Origin of the sequence: Dethiosulfovibrio russensis (genome assembly GCF_021568855.1) — a bacterium.
In the GTDB taxonomy this organism is placed as follows: Bacteria; Synergistota; Synergistia; order Synergistales; family Dethiosulfovibrionaceae; genus Dethiosulfovibrio; species Dethiosulfovibrio russensis.
This window is the reverse complement of sequence record NZ_JAKGUG010000007.1, coordinates 41,340-58,337: the sequence shown is the minus strand read 5'-3', so window position 1 is coordinate 58,337 and position 16,998 is coordinate 41,340. Positions and strand designations below refer to the sequence as shown.

The window sequence follows — 16,998 nt, the reverse complement described above, 5'->3', positions numbered from 1 at the left end:
GTAAACAGCTTATAAAGTAGGCCTCGTCTATGTAGACGAGGCCTACTTTATCTAAATATCCCATATGATCGACAGATAGAAGGTCCTTCCTTCCAGAGGATATTGCGGCGTCAGGGTGGTCCCCGGCAGAGAGACTCCGTAGGAATGGATATTCTTCGTAGTGTCGAAAACGTCGTTAACTCCCATGGAAAGCAATAGGTCCTCTTCGATACGCCACTTACCTCCGAGGTCTACCTTGCTGTAATCGCTCCAGACCACCTCTCCGAGCTGGTCGAGATAGTTATCCGAGATATAGGAGACCTCGGCAAATCCTGTTAAACTTTCGCCGAATCCCTGCTGAAACCGAAGGTGCCAGGCATGCTCCGGCCTGTTCGGCAAAGGATTGTCTCTGTATTGCTCGTTGACCGCCAGGTTGGTGCTGTCCATGTAGGTATAACCGATGGAGAGGGAGCTCTTGTCCCATTTCGCGTTTATCTCCGCCTCTATCCCGTCTACCTCGGCGTCGTCTATGTTCTCGTATTTTCCCTGAAACGGCCCCTTGTCGACGAAAACTATCAGATCCTCGGTTTTACTGTGGAAATAGGTTATACCGGCCTCGGTTTTTACCGATCCGATATTTCCGTTCCAGCGGAGCCCCAGGTCCCACTGATCTCCTTCCTCGGCTTTTATTGAGTCGTTGGGTACGATATAGACCCCGTCTCCGAAGATCTCGTAGAAGCTGGGACTTCTGAAATAATGTCCTATGGAGGACTTGATATTCCATCCTCCCGATAGAGGATAGGACCCGGCAAGAGACCAGCTCCAACCGTCATCTTCGCCGACTTTGTTGTAACGTATCATGGGCACGATCTGAATATCCGTTCCCTCGAAGGGGAAGATAGTGTCCTCCAGTGTCAGTTTCAGACTGTGTCGGCTGTAGTGCTCGATGTTGTAGATGGAGTATCCCCCGTCGCCGGCGACATCGTGGTCCTCGAAGGCCCAGTTTCCATAGAAACTCAGCTGCTGAGATTCTCCTATCCAGCGGTTGAGCTGTATTCCTCCCTCTATTCTGGAGGAGTCGAAGTCGCTCCAGCTGGGCATGTTTCCTCTTCTGGTCCCGGTAGGATCCTTGAATTCCTTGGATTCGTCCATGTAGAGAAGATAGACGTCTCCGTCGAAACTCCCCATCTGCAGGTCTCTGGCGATGGAGATCTCCTTTTTCGATATGTCCTGTCTTCGCCTGCCGTATAGGGTCCCGTTTTCGATGACGTCGTTATTCAGTCTGGCCGAGTATGGAACGTCCCTGTTTTTGTGATAGTAGTGGGTTTTAAAGGTCCAGTCGTCGTCGGCCCATTTATACATCAGATCCTCGAAGGTGTAGCTGTTGAACTGTCTCTTGGCCTCGTAATCGTCCTTTCCGTTGGCGGTCCCTCTGGTATTGTGAAAGGAAAAATCGCCGTCGTAGCCCTCCAGCTCCGTGGTGAACAGAGAGGTTCCAGATCCGGTGGGAAAAACTGTTCTGGAGGACCATTTCTCCAACCCCAAAGAACCGGCCCCGATCATCACGGAGTTCTCCGATTTGGAGGGGGCCTTCGTGACGATGTTTATGACGGCGCCCATGCCGGAGACTCCGAATCTGGCGGGGATATGTCCTCTGTATATCTCTATCCTCTCGACGTTCTCTATCGGAACGGTGGAAAGGTCTACCGTAGGTTCGCTTGCGCTGTTCATAAGCACGTTGTCCACGTAGACCGCCACCTGTGAGGATGTGCTTCCTCTTATGGACGCGACAGTGTAGCCTCCGTGTCCCTGTATTTCCGTTATGTGAACCCCCACCGACTGTCTCAGCAGGTCCGGGAGGGTCTTGAATTCCCCTTTGGTCTCGTCCGGACGTATCACCGATATCGTTCCGGGAGAGAGCTCCTGGAAGTCCTCCAGATAGGAGGCTGTGACGGTGACGGGTGCTATGTCCATGGCGCTCGTCTCGGTAGATGAGGCTATAACGGCCGCTGCCAGCATGGGGATGAGACTGATCGCTGTTTTCTGTCTCATCGTTTTGACGATCTCCTTAAAAGTCCTATCAGGACCGGGAGCAACAAGGACAGGGAACCTATTCCCATAGATCCTACCTCGCATCCCGTCGAACTGGGGAAAGAATAGTTCGACGGCGTCTCGTCGTCTTTTTCCTCCAGGACCCCGAGTCCCAGGCTGAGCTTGAGTTTCCCGTCGCGATCTCCGTCGGAGATCACGAAATATCTGTTGCCCGACGAGTCGACGGCGGTTCTCGGTTCGGCGAAGTCGTCATCGTCGACGACTATTATCGAGAAGGACATAAGTATTCTGTTTCCACAGGGATAGGCTTCGATGGCCAGTTCCTTCTGAGATTCGGACATGTTCGAGGTCGGATCGATAGTCTTTCCCTGTATGGAAATTATTGGAGACATACGGGAGACTATTCGATGCCTCATGGCGTTCTGGTCCGACGCCGGGGCAGTCAGTTTTTCGAATAGGCCGTCCCATGCCGATAGATCCGACGAATCGGCTGTGATGGCTATCTCCACGATGCCGTAGCACCCTCCCGTCGTGGTGGTGTCGATAACGAGTTCGTTTCCGGAGATGGAAGGTATATCCAGCGATAGGACCTTCAAGGACGTTATATCCGAGGACGATAGAGTACGGTGATCTTCTAGCAGGTCGTCGTCGATTACACCGCCCTTTGTCCTGAGCAGGGCTATCCCGGAATCTTCGTAACGGTCCTCCGGAACGGACGGAAATAGCGGATCGGAGTAGCCGGTTGTGGTGAATTTGCCTGTTTTCGAGCTCGTCCGACCGCCCTTTTCGTCGTCCGCCACTATGGTCCACCGATATGGGGAGGAACTTTTAAGCTTGGGCTTGAAGGAAGTTCCCGCGACCGTGGCTATGTACGTCAGGTCATCGCTGTCGGGGGCGAGGTATATCCGGTATAGTAGTGAATCACCGTCGGGATCGGTAGATCTCTCCCAAGATAGATCCGTCTCGTTCGGAGGCATTGCCGCGCAGTTTGGAGGAGTCGATAGCAGGGGAGCCGATGGAGGTTCGTTACTCGATGAATCGGGTTTCTCGTTTTTGCCTGTCAGGGCGAGCATGTTCGGGTAGCCTCCCAGAGAGGACCCCTCGTAGGATTCTACGATTCCAGTGGAGTCGAAGGCCACCAGTTTAGCGTCGTTTCTGCTCGTTCCGGAGTCGGATATCCAGCACAGGTTCCTCGTTCTGTCCATTAGACTGGCTCGACTCCATCCGGCGAAGGTGGCTACCTTTTTCAGCGTGGAGGAATCGAATGTAGGCTCGGATGACAGTGTGTCGACGTTGCCTATATAGACCCTGGAGGAGAAAGGGTCCTTTATCTGGTAGCTCGTTATGTATATGGTTCCGTCGCTTCCTATTTCCAACAGCATATAGCCGTTCATGTCGTTCTCCGAGTTTATTATGTCTTTCCCCGCTATGTTCTGAGTGGCTCCCCTCATCGATGATACGGGGATCCTCTGAATCAGGGGACGGTCGGTCTCCTTGTAGCCGTTTGTGAACATGGAGCCTCCGAAACAGGAGACGTAGACGTAACCGTCGTGATAGGCCATGTCCCACGGACTGGCCCCTACCTTGGCCCAGTCCACCGCCTTCATGGTGGTCGGGTCTATCTTGAAAACCGTCCCGCTTCCCAGTTCCAGCGGGTAGCTTTCGTAGGTTTGATCCATGGCGTATAGAAAACCGTCCGGGGCCAATATGACGTCCTCGGCCAGATGGCCGAACTGGTCGTCGAAACTCTCTCCCGTGTCGAAAGAGCCCATGTCGAAACTGACATCCATGACCTTCAGGTCGTCGATCCTGACCTTCGTTATCCTCCCCTGCATCAGATTGGCCACGTAGAAGTAACTGTCGTCGAAGTCGAGTCCTCTCATATCCCATGAAAAGGATTCCTCCTCGGTCAGGCTTCTGGGTGAATCCCATTTTCCCGGAGAGAAGATGTAGGTTATATCCTTACCTAGGCCGTAACCCGAATGTTCTACAAGAAGTATTTTGTCCTCTTCGTCGTGACGATATCCGTAGAGAACGGCGTCGCCGTAGACGTTTACCCTCACTATGTCTCCCGTGCCGCCTCGTCCTTCCGAATCTATGTCGCTCAGTACCCCCATGGCTCCGTTGGGAAAGTCCATCGTGTGGTATACGATATCGGGAAGGGCCCCCCATGCGGAACCGGAAAGCAATAAGATCGATGTCAGGACGGAGGCCGCGAAAAAACGAAGTCTCTTCAAGATAACTCCTCCTCTATTCGAAGAAGGGGACCGGGAAACTCCCGGCCCCCTCGTCGTTATCTCTTCATCAATCCCAACAGGGGAAGGAGAAGCATCAGTGCCATCGGAGCGTTGGAGACCGAACAGCCTCCGGAGCTATCGCCGGAACCTCCGCTGGGATCGGAAGGGGTTTCGGACGATTTTGGGCTGTAAGCGGTTATGGGGTCGCTTAATTTGCCGTCCTTCTTGCCGTCCCAAACGGCGATATAGCCGTGGTCGTCCATGTCTACGATCTCTACTTTAGAGGTTTCGCTGTCCATTATCAGCATGGAGAACTCGACCGAATAGGAGTTCGAGTTCGGAATCGGAGTTACGTTGAAGATGTTGTTGACGTCGTCTCCTGCCAGTTTCACCAGGTCGAATGCTTTCGATCCGATCGATTTGACTATGTGTACATGTTCCAGCAAGACGTCGGACGATATGGCGGAAACATCCAGGCTCAAGGCCGTGAAGTCCTCCTCGTCGAACGTCACCGTCAGGGGCAGTATGGCGGAGTCGGCATCTCCGCTGAGAGGCATTTCGAAGGAGAGCGCATTTTCGAGAATCGCGTCGGCGGAAACGAGTTTCTCGATGCCGGTGGATGCCGTATCTATCTCCGTCGCGTCGACAGATACAGTTTCCTTCATGAGGTTGATATCGCAGGACAGAGCCTCTTTCAGCAGCGACAACTCCTGTGTGGATATCGTGTCTATTCCGTTGAAAACATCCACGTCTCCGGAGACCTTTATCTCCTCTCTGGAGAAGCCTTTCGGTGCGGTGGTGAAGGTATACCTGGGGCTGGAGATAGATCCCCCCTGATCGTCGGAAAGAACTATCCGCCAGGTATATGTAGTATCCGGCAAGACCTCTGCGATGTCGTTCGACAGGGGTAGAGTCGTATCTACGGTAGCGGAGGACTCTTCTGTGAACGTGAAGTCGGGATCCCTATCGTCGGTGACCCTTCCTTTCCACACGCAGAACAGAACGGATTTGATCACGTCTTCGTCGGGATCCTCGGCTTTAACCCCTATTCTGGAGTCGATGGGGACGTATTTTTTGCCGTCACCGGGAATTACCTCGATTATCCTGGGGGTCCTGTTCTTCGTGTAGAACTGCCAAAGACCCGCTTTCTTGACCTTCTCTCCGCTGGCGTCGGTGTAGTCCGCCCCGATGTAAAGCCTGTAGCCCTGATGCCCGTCGAGGTTTTTGAAGACGGTTTCGACGAAGTCGGATCCGACGATGTCTGTGGAGATATCCGGATGGCTGCCGTTTCCGTACAGGTTGAGGTGATAGGTGACGTCCCCGGTGGCCTTCGGAGCGTTCCACTTCAGAGATAAAGAAGAGGGATCCAGATCGACCGAGGCGGTTCCGGCAGGGATCACGTAGGTTTCCTCGAGAGCAGGATCGACGTCCGCTATGGCGTCTATCTCTCCGCCGCTGGACGTAAGCCTTACGTACTTTATCTCGGTAAATCCGCTCTCCTCAAGGTCGAAACCGGTTCCCCCGGCGGACACGCCGTATTTATTGTCGGCCTCGTAGACCGTGATGCCGCCGAAATCGTCCACGGTGAGGGATGGATCCACCGGTTTGGTGAAGTCCTTCTCCCAAAATCTTCCGTCGTCGTCCCGGAAGGAATTATCCTCCCTCATCCTGACGGCCTGGGTCGGGAATAAGTCGTCGCCGTAGGGACCCCCCTCGTAGGTGTACCAAGTGACTCCGTCAGGACTCACCGAGACCGTTACCGGTTCGGCGAAGACGCTTGTGGGATACTTTATTGGAGTGGTGTAGGGTATGTTGGCGTATCCTCCGTAGATGAACATAGGATTACCGAAGACGACGAAGTCGATGCCGTAGGGGTTGGCCGGGTCGTCAACCACGGGATGGTCGAAGGTCACGACTATTTCCTGGCCGTCTCTTATGGTGGTTATCTTGTTCGCCTTGGTGATGGGATCGGTGCCGAAAGAGGGCTCTACCATCGATACCGGTCCGGCCGGGCAGGGCCCCCAGGAAGGATTGAGAGCGTGGGGTTTCCCCAACACCGCGGATGGGTCCTGGTAGAGATTGATCGAGGTGTATCCGTTGCTGTAGGTTACCTCGGTTGCGAAAGGGCAGTAGGCCGAAGCCGATCCGGCTATATAGATCGACAGAGCTGCTGCCAGGGTCATTGAAAACAGAGCGACGCGCTTAAAACGCAATGAAAAGACCTCCTCGTATTTGCCGTTTTAGCTTTCATGAGGGCCTCTCCAAAGGTTTACGCTTTCCCCCTTTCCACAGTGGAGCGACGACCACAAGGCCGTCGCCCCACGAAAAATGCGCCGTCCTGGCCCTCGAGGACGACACAAAAGCAACGAAAAAACCGAGAGTATTCGGACTTGGATTCATACTCGACGAAAGCCTTCCCAGGGGGTCCCAGTGGCGTTTTTTTCGTCTCGTCATCCTCACCGCAGCGGGGCTGTGCCGGATTTTCACCGGCTTCCAAACGGTTTTTTCTTTTATTCGTTTTTTCTACAAACTATGTAATCCGGTGCAATGATATACCTTTGGATCCTTTCTGTCCACTCTATCCCAGAAATGCAAGCAGCAGCCCTCCTGCCAGCACCGATCCTATCTGACCCGACACGTTGGCTCCTACCGCCTGCATCAGTATGAAGTTGCCTTTCTGAGATTCCGCCGCCAGCTGTTGAACCGTCCTGGCCGACATGGGAAAGGCCGAGATCCCGGCGGCACCGATCATGGGATTGATCTTTTCTTTCAGGAAGAGGTTCAGACCCTTCGCGGAGAGCACCCCCACCGCCGTGTCCAGCACGAAGGCCATGAAGCCCATGGCCAGTATCAGCAGGGTCTGAGGCTGTATGAATCTCTCCCCCGTCATGGATGCCGATATCCCAAGCCCCAGAAGGATAGTGACTATGTTCGCCAGCTCGTTCTGGGCTCCCTTGGCCAGGCGGTCGACCACGCCGCTCTCTCTCAGCAGGTTCCCGAACATCAGAAAACCGATCAGCGCCGCCGAGGGAGGGGCTATCATCCCCGCCACGATGGTTACCGCTATGGGAAATATTATCTTCTTCGCTCTCGATACCCTCTTTGCCGAGTATGTCATGGGAAGCTGTCTCTCTTCCTCGCTGGTGAGGAGTTTTATAACCGGAGGCTGTATCACCGGCACCATAGCCATGTAGGAATAGGCTGCCACCGATATGGGCCCCAGCAGATGAGGCGCGAACCGGGCGGATACGTATATGGACGTGGGGCCGTCGGCGGCCCCGATTATCCCTATGGAAGCGGCCTCCTTGAGGTCGAAGCCTATGAGAAGGGCCAGTCCCATGGTGAGAAAAATGCCCGCCTGGGCGCTCAGTCCGAAGAGAAATGTCACGGGGTTCTGAAACAGCGGGGTGAAGTCGATCATGGCCCCTACGGCTATGAAGATCAGCAGGGGGAACAGCTCGGTGGCTATGCCCATGTCGAAGAGCAGGCTGAGGGCACCGTGCTGTATCTGCCCTCCCGCCATGTGTGTGATGGCGGAGGAAAGAGGTATGTTCACCAATATGGTGCCGAACCCCATGGGAAGCAGCAGGTTCGGCTCGTACTTTTTGACCACGGAGAGATAGATCAGTATAAGTCCTACTGTCATCATTATTGCCTGTTGCGGTGTGAACTGGCTCAATGACTGAAATATGGTTCCCATATCATAACCTCCTATTTTTTTACCTCGATTATATACCAGGTAGTCTCTAAGGGATCCGTTCAAGTATACAGGGGAGAGTTTCTTGACCCGATGGAACATTCTTACTATACTAAGATCGGTTTGAATACCATTATTCGTGAGGCGCCGATGGAAAATCGGCAAGGGGAAATAATATCCTAAAGGAGGTTGTGTAATGCGCAAGTTTTTAACAGCGTTAATGGTCGTGGGCGTTTTGGTAATGTCCGTGGCGGGTGCCGCATCCGCCAAGACCTTCGTGTCCCTGGCGACCGGTGGAACCGGTGGAACCTATTATCCCGTTGGGGGTGGACTGGCCGACCTTATCTCTCGCCATCTTCCGGACGTGCAAATGACGGGAGAGACGGGCAACGCGTCTGTGGCCAACCTCAATCTCATCGGAACCCACGAGATAGAGATGGCCTTCGTGCAGAATGACGTGGCCTATTGGGCCTATAACGGAGAGCGTATGTTCAAGACTCCTTACAAGAACATCCGTCTCGTGGCCTCCCTCTATCCCGAGCACATCCAGTGCATAACCCTCAAGGGCTCCGGTGTCAAGGACATAATGGATATCAAGGGCAAGAGGGTCTCCGTGGGAGCCCCCGGTTCGGGAGTCCAGGGCGACGTCTCCGCCATCCTTCAGGTTGCCGGTATCAAGTATGCCGACATGAACACCGATTTCCTCGATTTTAACAACACCACCCAGCGCTTCAAGGACGGACAGCTGGACGTCGGTTTCGTGACCGCCGGTTATCCCACCTCGTCCATCATGGACCTGGCCACTCTTCACGACATCGATCTCGTCTCCTTCAGCGACGAGTTCATGGGCGAGCTGACCGAAACCTTCAGTTACTTCGTCAAGAGCTCCATCCCCGCCGGCACCTATAACGGCGTCGACCACGATACCCCCACCCCCGCCGTCATGGCCATGTGGGTCTGCGATGCCGATCTTCCCGAGGATCTTATCTACAGGATCACCAAGACCTTCTGGGAGAACGTCGAGGAGATGCATAAGGTCCACTCCAAGTGCAAGCTCTTTACCCTCGATACCGCCACCGCCGGCGCCTCCGTTCCGGTCCATCCCGGAGCAGCCAAGTTCTACAAGGAAGCGGGAATCTCCGTTCCGGATCTCAAGTAATATATCTCGATCCATAATCCGTCGATAGAGAAGGTGGGACCCGTAGCTACGGGTCCCACCTTTTTAAATGTCTTCCGTCGTCTTTACCGCCAGTCGTAGGCGTCGGGGCGTCTGTTCTGAAGGCATGGCACCGAGTGTCTCAGCGATTCGAGTCTGTCCAGGTCCACCTCGGCCAGGACCAATCCCTCTCCGGAGGCCCGGCATGCCGTAACGGTTCCCCAGGGATCCACCACCATCGATTTGCCGTGGGCCCTGTATCGGGGCTTCGAACCGACCTGTCCGGGGGCCACTACGTAGCACAGGTTTTCTATGGCTCTGGCTCGAAGAAGAGGTTCCCAGTGTTCTTTGCCGGTGTCGGAGGTGAAACAGGCCGGGACGACCAGCAACTGTGCGCCCCTCAAGGCCAGTATTCTGTACAGCTCGGGGAATCTAAGGTCGTAGCATATGGACATGCCGATATTGCCAAGGGGGGTCTCGGCCATGACTATCTCGTTTCCCGAAGCGTAGCTGGCCGACTCCCTGACGGAGGGGCCGTCATGGACGTTTACGTCGAAGAGGTGTATCTTTCTATACTTAGCCGTGACCTCTCCCTTCGGGGAGATGAGAACCGAGGTGTTGTAGCATTTTTCGTTACCCTCGAACCTCTCCAGGAGGCTCCCGCTGTGGACCCATATTCCGGCTTCCCGTGCCGCCTTGGAGAGCCTGTCGGTGGATGGACCGGGGACCGGTTCGGCCCCCTCCTCCTTTTCGATGCCCGACGATGGCAGCAAGGTGGACGTCTCAGGGAAGACGATGAGGGATGCGCCAAGTTTCCCCGCCTCTTCGATCATTGCCTCCATATGAATCAAGTTGATCTCTTTTTCCGGTCCACTGTCCATCTGGGCTGCCGCGACTATATAGCGTCTCATCTCTCAGATCGCCTCCTTCCCGATAATTGTAAGCCATGGTGGCCCGGATTCAAAGCGGATCCATATTGACATCTGCATCGTACAGTGGTATCTTGCCTGCCGTTCTCGGAAATCTCGTTTAAAGTCAGTCGAATCGACGATCAAGATTTTCGATTTTTACCATGCCGCGACCTCTTAGGCCCTCCGGCAGAAATTACATTTATCGGGAGGTAAGAAAGATGCCGGAAAGACATTCTAGAAGAGTGGAAAGAGGGCCTAGGCCCTATCTCAAGGCCGAGCTAAGCACCCAGGAGATGAGGCTCAAACAGATGGGGGCAAAGATAGAGGTTATAAACTCCTTCCTGTGTTACATAAGGTTCGAGGTCGAAGGGATCAAGGTTAAGTACGTCTACAATTTGAACAGGAAGGGACAGTTTTTCCTGGAGAGAGTAACTCCCTATCCTCAGCCAGCCGGGACCTTCGATTCGGAGAAGTGCGTGGTCGAGTCGATAAGGAACGATATAGCCCAGATAAAGCAGCTGGCACGGTCCAGCCACTTCAAAGAGCTGATCGATATGAACTCGGATCTCCGTTTTCTCGCTCGGCGTCTGGACTCGATCTGTCTCTACTACGACGTCAAGCCGGAGGATATCGCCACCATAAAGGGTTCTCTGGAGCACCTTCACGGTGTGTTCGATGCCATAAGAGATCACAGTGAGAGGGTCTACTTCGACACCGAGCCCTTCTGTCTGGATCGAGAGAGGGAAGCTCCTCTAGATCGCGAGGATGATTGAGATGACACTCGATCTCCATATCGTCGCCGCCGTGACGGTCTTCCTCGTTGCCTATGGTCTCATAGTGGCGGAGAAGTTGAACCGCATCTCCGTGGCCCTGGCCGGTGCCTCGGCGATGCTCTTGATGAGAGCGATCTCTCAGGAGGAGGCTATAGCCTCGGTGGATTTCAACACTATAACCCTGTTGGTGGGAATGATGCTGATAGTCACAGTTACCAAGAGGACCGGCGTCTTTCAGTACGTGGCCATAAAGGCGGCCCAGATAGCCAAGGGCGACCCATGGAGGATAATGGTGCTGTTCGTGCTGCTTACCGCCGTCTCCTCCGCTTTCCTGGACAACGTGACCACCGTTTTGCTTGTGGCTCCGGTGACCATGGTCATATGCGATGTCCTGGCTTTGAACCCGATCTACTTCTTGATGCCGGAGATACTGGCCTCTAACGTAGGAGGCACCGCTACCCTGATAGGAGACCCGCCCAACATAATGATAGGCGGAGCCACCGACCTGGGATTCCTGGATTTCATGGAGAACCTGGCCCCTCCGGCTTTGATAATCCTGGCGGTGGTGCTGGTTTTCTGCCGTTTCGTCTACGGTCGCCATCTGACGGTCAAGGAGGAGGCCAAGGCGGAGATAATGTCGATGAATCCGGACCTGGAGATATCGGACCATCGTCTGCTGGTCAAATGTCTGACCGTGCTGGGACTGGTCATGGCGGGGTTCGTATTCCATCAGATGCTGGGTTACGAGTCCGCCACGGTGGCCATGGCGGGAGCGGCCATACTGATGGTTATAGCCGACGTCAACCCGGAGGACCTGCTTCTTGAGGTCGAGTGGGGGACCATCTTTTTCTTCGTGGGGCTCTTCATTCTGGTGGGGACGCTGGAGGGACTGGGTGTTATAGAGTTCCTGGCCGGAGAGGTGGTCAAGCTCACCTCGGGAGATCTCATGTTGACAACCTTTACGGTCCTATGGGTGTCGGCCTTCGCATCTGCTTTTATAGACAACATCCCCTTCGTGGCGACCATGATACCTCTCATAAAGAGTATCGGAACCCTTACCGCCATGAACGTGACCCCTCTCTGGTGGGCTCTGGCACTAGGGGCCTGTCTGGGAGGCAACGGCAGCCTGGTCGGAGCCAGCGCCAACGTCATAGTGGCGGGAATGGTCTCCAGGACGGAACATCCGATAACTTTCGGAGGCTTTTTGAAGGTGGGGTTCCCGGTTATGTTGGTCTCCATGGTGGTGTGCTCTTTCTATCTCTGGATCGTCTATCTGTAATCTCTTTCTTGCCTTCTAAAACGGTTCCTCTTATTATGTAAAAACCCTTCGGGGAAATATTTAAGACGGCCGATCGTCTTACAGGAGGCGCCGATGAAACGAGATAACACCTTAAATTTAAGGACCACCTTGAAAAGGGGTTTGGTCTTCCTGGCCTTGATCGTCCTGGCCTACGTGGCCGTATCTCTTTATGATGCTAAGGTGGAGGTCGTGAGAGAGGTGGATCGTCAGCTCGAGCTGGCCGCTCTGGCCCTTCCGTCCATGCTGGCTCCCGACTTTCACGATAGGGCTACCTCTGCCTATGCCATATCCAAGGAGGAGGAGCTGCGAAATCGCAGGGTCTTCGGGGATTACGTCTCCAGGATCGGTTTTGCCTGGGTCTATACCCTGATAGAGGATGGAGGACGGTTTTTCTTTTCCGCTCCCACCGTGACGGAGGAGGAGGCGGCAGAGAGGGCCAGATGGTATTACTATCCCTATCCGGAGGCTCCTGTGGAGTTTCAAAAAGCTTACGAATCGGAGAAGCCGGTCTGGGTTACCTATACCGACAGATGGGGGACCTATCGATCGATCGCCTATCCCATGAGGTCCGAGGAGGGCAGGAAATATCTGGCCTGTGCCGATATGGATATAGGGTTCATGTGGCATTCCATCTTCAGGAGAGGGCTCACCAGTCTCGCCGTATCGGCCTTTTTCGTTCTGATGTCCCTGCCGTTTCTTCTGGCCTATCGCCGGTATTCCAACGCACTTGCCGAAAAGGTTGTAGAGCTCGAGGAAAAGGGTTCCGACCTGGAGGGCCGTCTGGCCGACAAGTCCGAAAGGCTGGACGAGGCCATGGAGCGTATCGCCGATCTTTCGGTCACGGACTCCCTGACCGGCCTTTACGATCGATCCCACGGTATGGCCGTGTTGGATAGAATGTGTGATTCCGGAGGATGGCTGTTTCTGCTCGACCTGGACGATTTTAACAGGATAAACGATGTCTTGGGTTACCGAGGAGGGGACGAGGTCCTTGCCCGTATAGGGGAGACCATCAGGGATACTCTGAGGGAAGGGGAGTTGGCCGCCCGCCGCGGAGGGGATGAATTTCTCTTCCTAGTGCCTCCCATGAGCGAAAGCGACGCCTCCGACAGGGCGGAGGATCTTCGAAAATCGCTCGTCGCCCTCGGCCACAGATACGGATGGCCTATCTCGGTATCGATGGGAACGGCCAGGATAACCCGAGGAGTTTCGCCTAGATTGCTGTTGAACGAGGCGGAGAGCAAGATCGACGGAGGAAGAGGCTCTCGGTCGTAGGTTTTAGCTTTGCTTTTCAGGAGGACGCAAGTGAAGGCGCTATCGAGCCTCCACTTTCGTCCTCCTGATGCTATGATGGAGCGGGATTTATGTAAGATGACTGGAGGTGTCTTCATGAGGGAAAGGATCGTCTATCCCGAGGGGTTGAGGCCCAAGGAGGGCAACCGTTCCGACGGGATAGATAGGTACGATCTGTTGGTCGTGGGAGCGGGAGCAGCCGGTTTGACCGCAGCCGTCGAGGGGGCCCGGATGGGAGCCAGGGTCGCTTTGATAGAGAGCTCCCTCCTGGGAGGGGAAAGACTACATTCTGGATGCGTCCCCTCCAAGACGTTCGTGGCGTCGGGCCGTAGGATCCAAGACGTTAAAGACTCTTTCGCACTGGGAGTGTCCGTAGGAGACGTGTCGGTCGATTTTCAGTCTGTGAGGAAGCGTATGTCCGATCTGAGGGCCCTATTGGGCGGCGAGGACTCGGCTCTGAGGCTGTTGAGCGAGGGAGTCGATGTGTTCCCCGGCAGGGCCGTCTTCGATTCTCCCCGTTCCGTGACGGTGGAGGGGCGCGTGTTCGAGTTCACCAGGGCCATAATCGCTACGGGATCCGTTCCTATGATACCCCCGATACCGGGGCTGAATGAGGTCGACTACCTCACGGACGAGACCGTCTTCGATCTCGAGGAGCTTCCGAGGTCCATGGTCGTCCTGGGAGGCGGAGCCATGGGATGCGAGCTGGCCCAGGCCTTTCGACGTCTGGGATCCTCGGTGACCTTGATCCAGGATCGTCGCTGTCTGCTTCCCTATGGAGAGCCGGAGGCGTCCGGGATGGTCCGTCGTGCCCTGGAGTCCGACGGCGTGGACCTCCGTCTGGGAGTGGATGTGCTGTCGGTCGAGGATGATGATGGAGAGCTGGTACTGAAATGCTCCTCCGGGGACGGTGAGTTTCAGGTTCGAGGAGAACGGCTCCTCCTTGCGACTGGAAGGGTTCCTCGACTTGAGGGACTAGGTCTTGAGAATGCCGGAATCGAGTGGCGAGACGGCATAAAGGTCGATAAACATCTCCGGACCGAGAATCAAAGGGTTTTCTGCGCCGGAGACGTCTGTCTGACTCCCTGTTCCACCCACGGGGCGATACTGTCGGCCAAGATCTCCCTGAGAAACGCCTTCCTTCCGGTGAAGAGGACCTACGATCCGTTGGGTATGACCCATTGCGTCTACACCACCCCTGAGGTCGCCTATGTCGGGGTAACCCTCGATCAGGCTCTGGCGGAGGGTAAAAAGGTCAGCGAGATAAAGGTGAATCTGGAGGACATGGATCGCTCCAGGATCGACGGCGCTACCGAGGGATTCCTCAAGATAGTGGTAAACCGAAGGGGCCGCGTGCTGGGGGCAACTCTCGTAGCCCCCAGAGCGGGCGACATGATATCGGAGCTGGCCTTGGCGATGCACGAAGGGATCAAATTAGGTAACCTTTCCTGGATTCCCCATCCCTATCCCACCGAGGCGGCCGTTTTTCGAAGGGCCGCCGATATCTGGCGCGGAAGGACCATGACCCCTCTGAAACGGTCGATTCTTCAGCTCTGGATGGTCCTGCTGTCGAAGGTCAAGGACAGAGCCCAGAGAGAGGAGTTCAAGGCGGCCAAGAGACAAGTTTCGACGGCCGATCAGCAGTCTGAGCCACTGAAACTGGAGACTCCCTCCGATAAACTGGAGGATTCAAACGAAAAATTGGAATGAAATAAAGGGAGGGACGACCTAGGTCCAAAGCGTTCGTTTAACGTGTTGATATTAACGCATCAAAATGATACAATCCCCTCTAAGGACTACCTTAGGGGGGATTGTTGTGCAAAGGAAAAATCTTCTGCAGATGACAAAATTACCTCGGGTCCCATTTCCTTGCAAGGGTATAAACGTTAATTTTTGTAAAAACCCAGCATGTTCTAACTTTGGTGTTCCAGCACAGATAGAGACTGTAAAACGTGGAAGAGGTAACACCGCTCCTGATGGGTATATTTTAACAGGAAGCCCGGACAGAAGGCGTAATATTCGCGTCCCTATGTTGCGATGCAAAAAGTGTAATGAATATCTGACACTCAAAAGTAATTTTTGTATAGTTGAAGAGTTTGAGAGAATATCCGCCTATCTTAACTTAACTCTTCCTAAAAAGCTTTTTTCCTGCCCTGAAATATGTTGTCCAAACAATAAGATGTTCATAGACTTGGTAAAATGGAAAAGCAAGAGAAGAGATACCTTTGATTATGTCTTATATGGAAAAACCCCACAAGGAACGACACGAGTCAAGTGTCAAAAGTGTGGCAAGGTTTTTTCTCCGTTCCCCAAAACATCTATCTCTAGACAAAGAAAATCCCACATAAACAAGACATTATTTTCCCTCTTAATGAATAAATCACCTATACGACGAATTTGTGAAATTCTCTCTCTGTCCCCTTCTACAGTTTACAGAAAAATAGACTTCATACATAGACAATGCCTGGGGTTTGTCGCAAAGAGAGAAAACGAGTGGGCAAAAAAAGGTTGCCAAAGGGTCTATGTCTCTCTTGATAGGCAAGATTATACGATAAATTGGAAGAAAAAAACTGACAGGCGAAATGTGGTCCTAAGTGCTATCGGAAGTGCTGACAATGAGACTGGTTATGTTTTTGGAATGCACTTAAACTATAATCCTAGCCTTGATAGGACGCAGGTAAATGAAGACGCTCTTCATTGCGGAGAGGCGATGGTCCCCCTTCCTTTTAGAAAGTATGCTCACCTGTGGCTTGATTGTGACTACGAGGACAGTATTCCTAAATCGAATAGTGAAAAAGACCTGTTAAATGCAGAAAACGATAGGTATAATGGATCTATAGACGCTGCGTTACAAGACCCCAACAAAAAATGCCCTAGCAAAGGAATGCAAGTACACTCAGAGTATACGTTATATGCCCATTTCTTTTTGCTCCGGCATTTTTTTCAAAATGTGGACAAGGTGCGTCTTTTTCTTGATCAAGACTCCGGTATGAAAGCCGGTGCATTAGGCGCGTTCTGTGACAGTGTTAAAGCAAGGACTTGCGACGTGTTTTACGTTCGCATCAATAAAGACATGACTATAGATGAGCGAAAACATTGGTTTACCATGGCTAAAACAGTTTTAAAGGTAAAGCAATCTAGATACCCCAACCAAAGCGAATCTAACCTTCGAAAAGGGCTAATGAAAGAGGCTATACAAGGGTCGGCTCATACAGAGGGCAAGTGGGTATTATCACCGTCACCTAGCATGGACGAGCCGGAGAAGGCTATATGTTACCTTACAGATTATGGGGACTACGATGAAGATCATTTAGCGAATCTGTATAATAAAGCTAGCCTTAGAGGTATAGACCGATTTTTTATGCAGGTGAGAAGACGAATATCTCTGTTGGAACGTCCTATAGGAACATCGAGCAATGCAGGTAGGATGTGGTATGGCTATAGTGCTTATAATCCTGCCGTTGTGGTTAAGTTACTGGATATATTTAGAGTCTTTTACAACTATACTCGTCCAGGGAAGGATAAAATGACCCCTGCTATGAGGATAGGAATGGCTAAAAGCGTTATCGGGTTGGATGAGATTTTATATTACTGATATTA

The 16,998-nt window shown here is 53.3% G+C and carries 11 protein-coding genes and 1 riboswitch; of the genes, 6 read left to right on the top strand and 5 right to left on the bottom strand.

All coding sequences use genetic code 11. The features are described from left to right. Window positions 1-51 precede the first annotated feature (51 nt). The 4 genes from L2W48_RS08965 to L2W48_RS08950 all read right to left on the bottom strand — a co-directional run bounded on the left by L2W48_RS08965 (window position 52) and on the right by L2W48_RS08950 (window position 7,968). Window positions 52-2,031, bottom strand: a complete 1,980-nt coding sequence (locus L2W48_RS08965) for a TonB-dependent receptor plug domain-containing protein (RefSeq protein ID WP_236099859.1) — start codon at window positions 2,029-2,031, stop codon at window positions 52-54. Further along, entirely contained in the window at window positions 2,028-4,268 is a 2,241-nt protein-coding gene (locus L2W48_RS08960; RefSeq protein WP_236099858.1) for a hypothetical protein, read from the bottom strand. Before L2W48_RS08960 ends, L2W48_RS08965 begins: the two co-directional genes overlap by 4 nt. A 56-nt stretch (window positions 4,269-4,324) precedes the next feature. After that, window positions 4,325-6,481 (bottom strand): hypothetical protein, encoded by a 2,157-nt coding sequence (locus L2W48_RS08955; protein WP_236099857.1) that lies wholly within the window; start codon window positions 6,479-6,481, stop codon window positions 4,325-4,327. 145 nt (window positions 6,482-6,626) lie between these two features. Further along, a riboswitch (cobalamin riboswitch) is annotated at window positions 6,627-6,786 on the bottom strand. A gap of 60 nt (window positions 6,787-6,846) precedes the next feature. Continuing rightward, complete coding sequence (locus L2W48_RS08950; RefSeq protein ID WP_236099856.1) at window positions 6,847-7,968, bottom strand: sodium ion-translocating decarboxylase subunit beta; 1,122 nt, start codon at window positions 7,966-7,968, stop codon at window positions 6,847-6,849. 193 nt (window positions 7,969-8,161) lie between these two features. Between L2W48_RS08950 and L2W48_RS08945 the strand changes: the two genes are divergently transcribed. After that, window positions 8,162-9,124 carry a TAXI family TRAP transporter solute-binding subunit gene (locus tag L2W48_RS08945; RefSeq protein WP_236099855.1) on the top strand — a complete coding sequence of 321 codons (963 nt, stop codon included), beginning with the start codon at window positions 8,162-8,164 and terminating at the stop codon, window positions 9,122-9,124. A gap of 83 nt (window positions 9,125-9,207) precedes the next feature. Here the strand turns inward: L2W48_RS08945 and L2W48_RS08940 are convergent, their stop codons facing one another. Next, window positions 9,208-10,032, bottom strand: coding sequence for a carbon-nitrogen hydrolase family protein (locus tag L2W48_RS08940; protein WP_236099854.1), 825 nt, complete (start codon window positions 10,030-10,032; stop codon window positions 9,208-9,210). Window positions 10,033-10,250: 218 nt separating this feature from the next. Between L2W48_RS08940 and L2W48_RS08935 the strand changes: the two genes are divergently transcribed. The 5 genes from L2W48_RS08935 to L2W48_RS08915 all read left to right on the top strand — a co-directional run bounded on the left by L2W48_RS08935 (window position 10,251) and on the right by L2W48_RS08915 (window position 16,993). Then, window positions 10,251-10,805, top strand: coding sequence for a hypothetical protein (locus L2W48_RS08935; protein ID WP_236099853.1), 555 nt, complete (start codon window positions 10,251-10,253; stop codon window positions 10,803-10,805). A gap of 1 nt (window position 10,806) precedes the next feature. Continuing rightward, on the top strand, window positions 10,807-12,084 hold the full coding sequence (locus L2W48_RS08930; protein WP_236114981.1) for an ArsB/NhaD family transporter: 1,278 nt from the start codon (window positions 10,807-10,809) through the stop codon (window positions 12,082-12,084). A gap of 93 nt (window positions 12,085-12,177) precedes the next feature. Beyond that, window positions 12,178-13,380, top strand: a complete 1,203-nt coding sequence (locus tag L2W48_RS08925; RefSeq protein WP_236099851.1) for a sensor domain-containing diguanylate cyclase — start codon at window positions 12,178-12,180, stop codon at window positions 13,378-13,380. 114 nt (window positions 13,381-13,494) lie between these two features. Next, window positions 13,495-15,108 carry a dihydrolipoyl dehydrogenase family protein gene (locus L2W48_RS08920; RefSeq protein ID WP_236099850.1) on the top strand — a complete coding sequence of 538 codons (1,614 nt, stop codon included), beginning with the start codon at window positions 13,495-13,497 and terminating at the stop codon, window positions 15,106-15,108. Window positions 15,109-15,214: 106 nt separating this feature from the next. Further along, window positions 15,215-16,993 carry a helix-turn-helix domain-containing protein gene (locus L2W48_RS08915; protein ID WP_236099849.1) on the top strand — a complete coding sequence of 593 codons (1,779 nt, stop codon included), beginning with the start codon at window positions 15,215-15,217 and terminating at the stop codon, window positions 16,991-16,993. Window positions 16,994-16,998 lie beyond the last annotated feature (5 nt).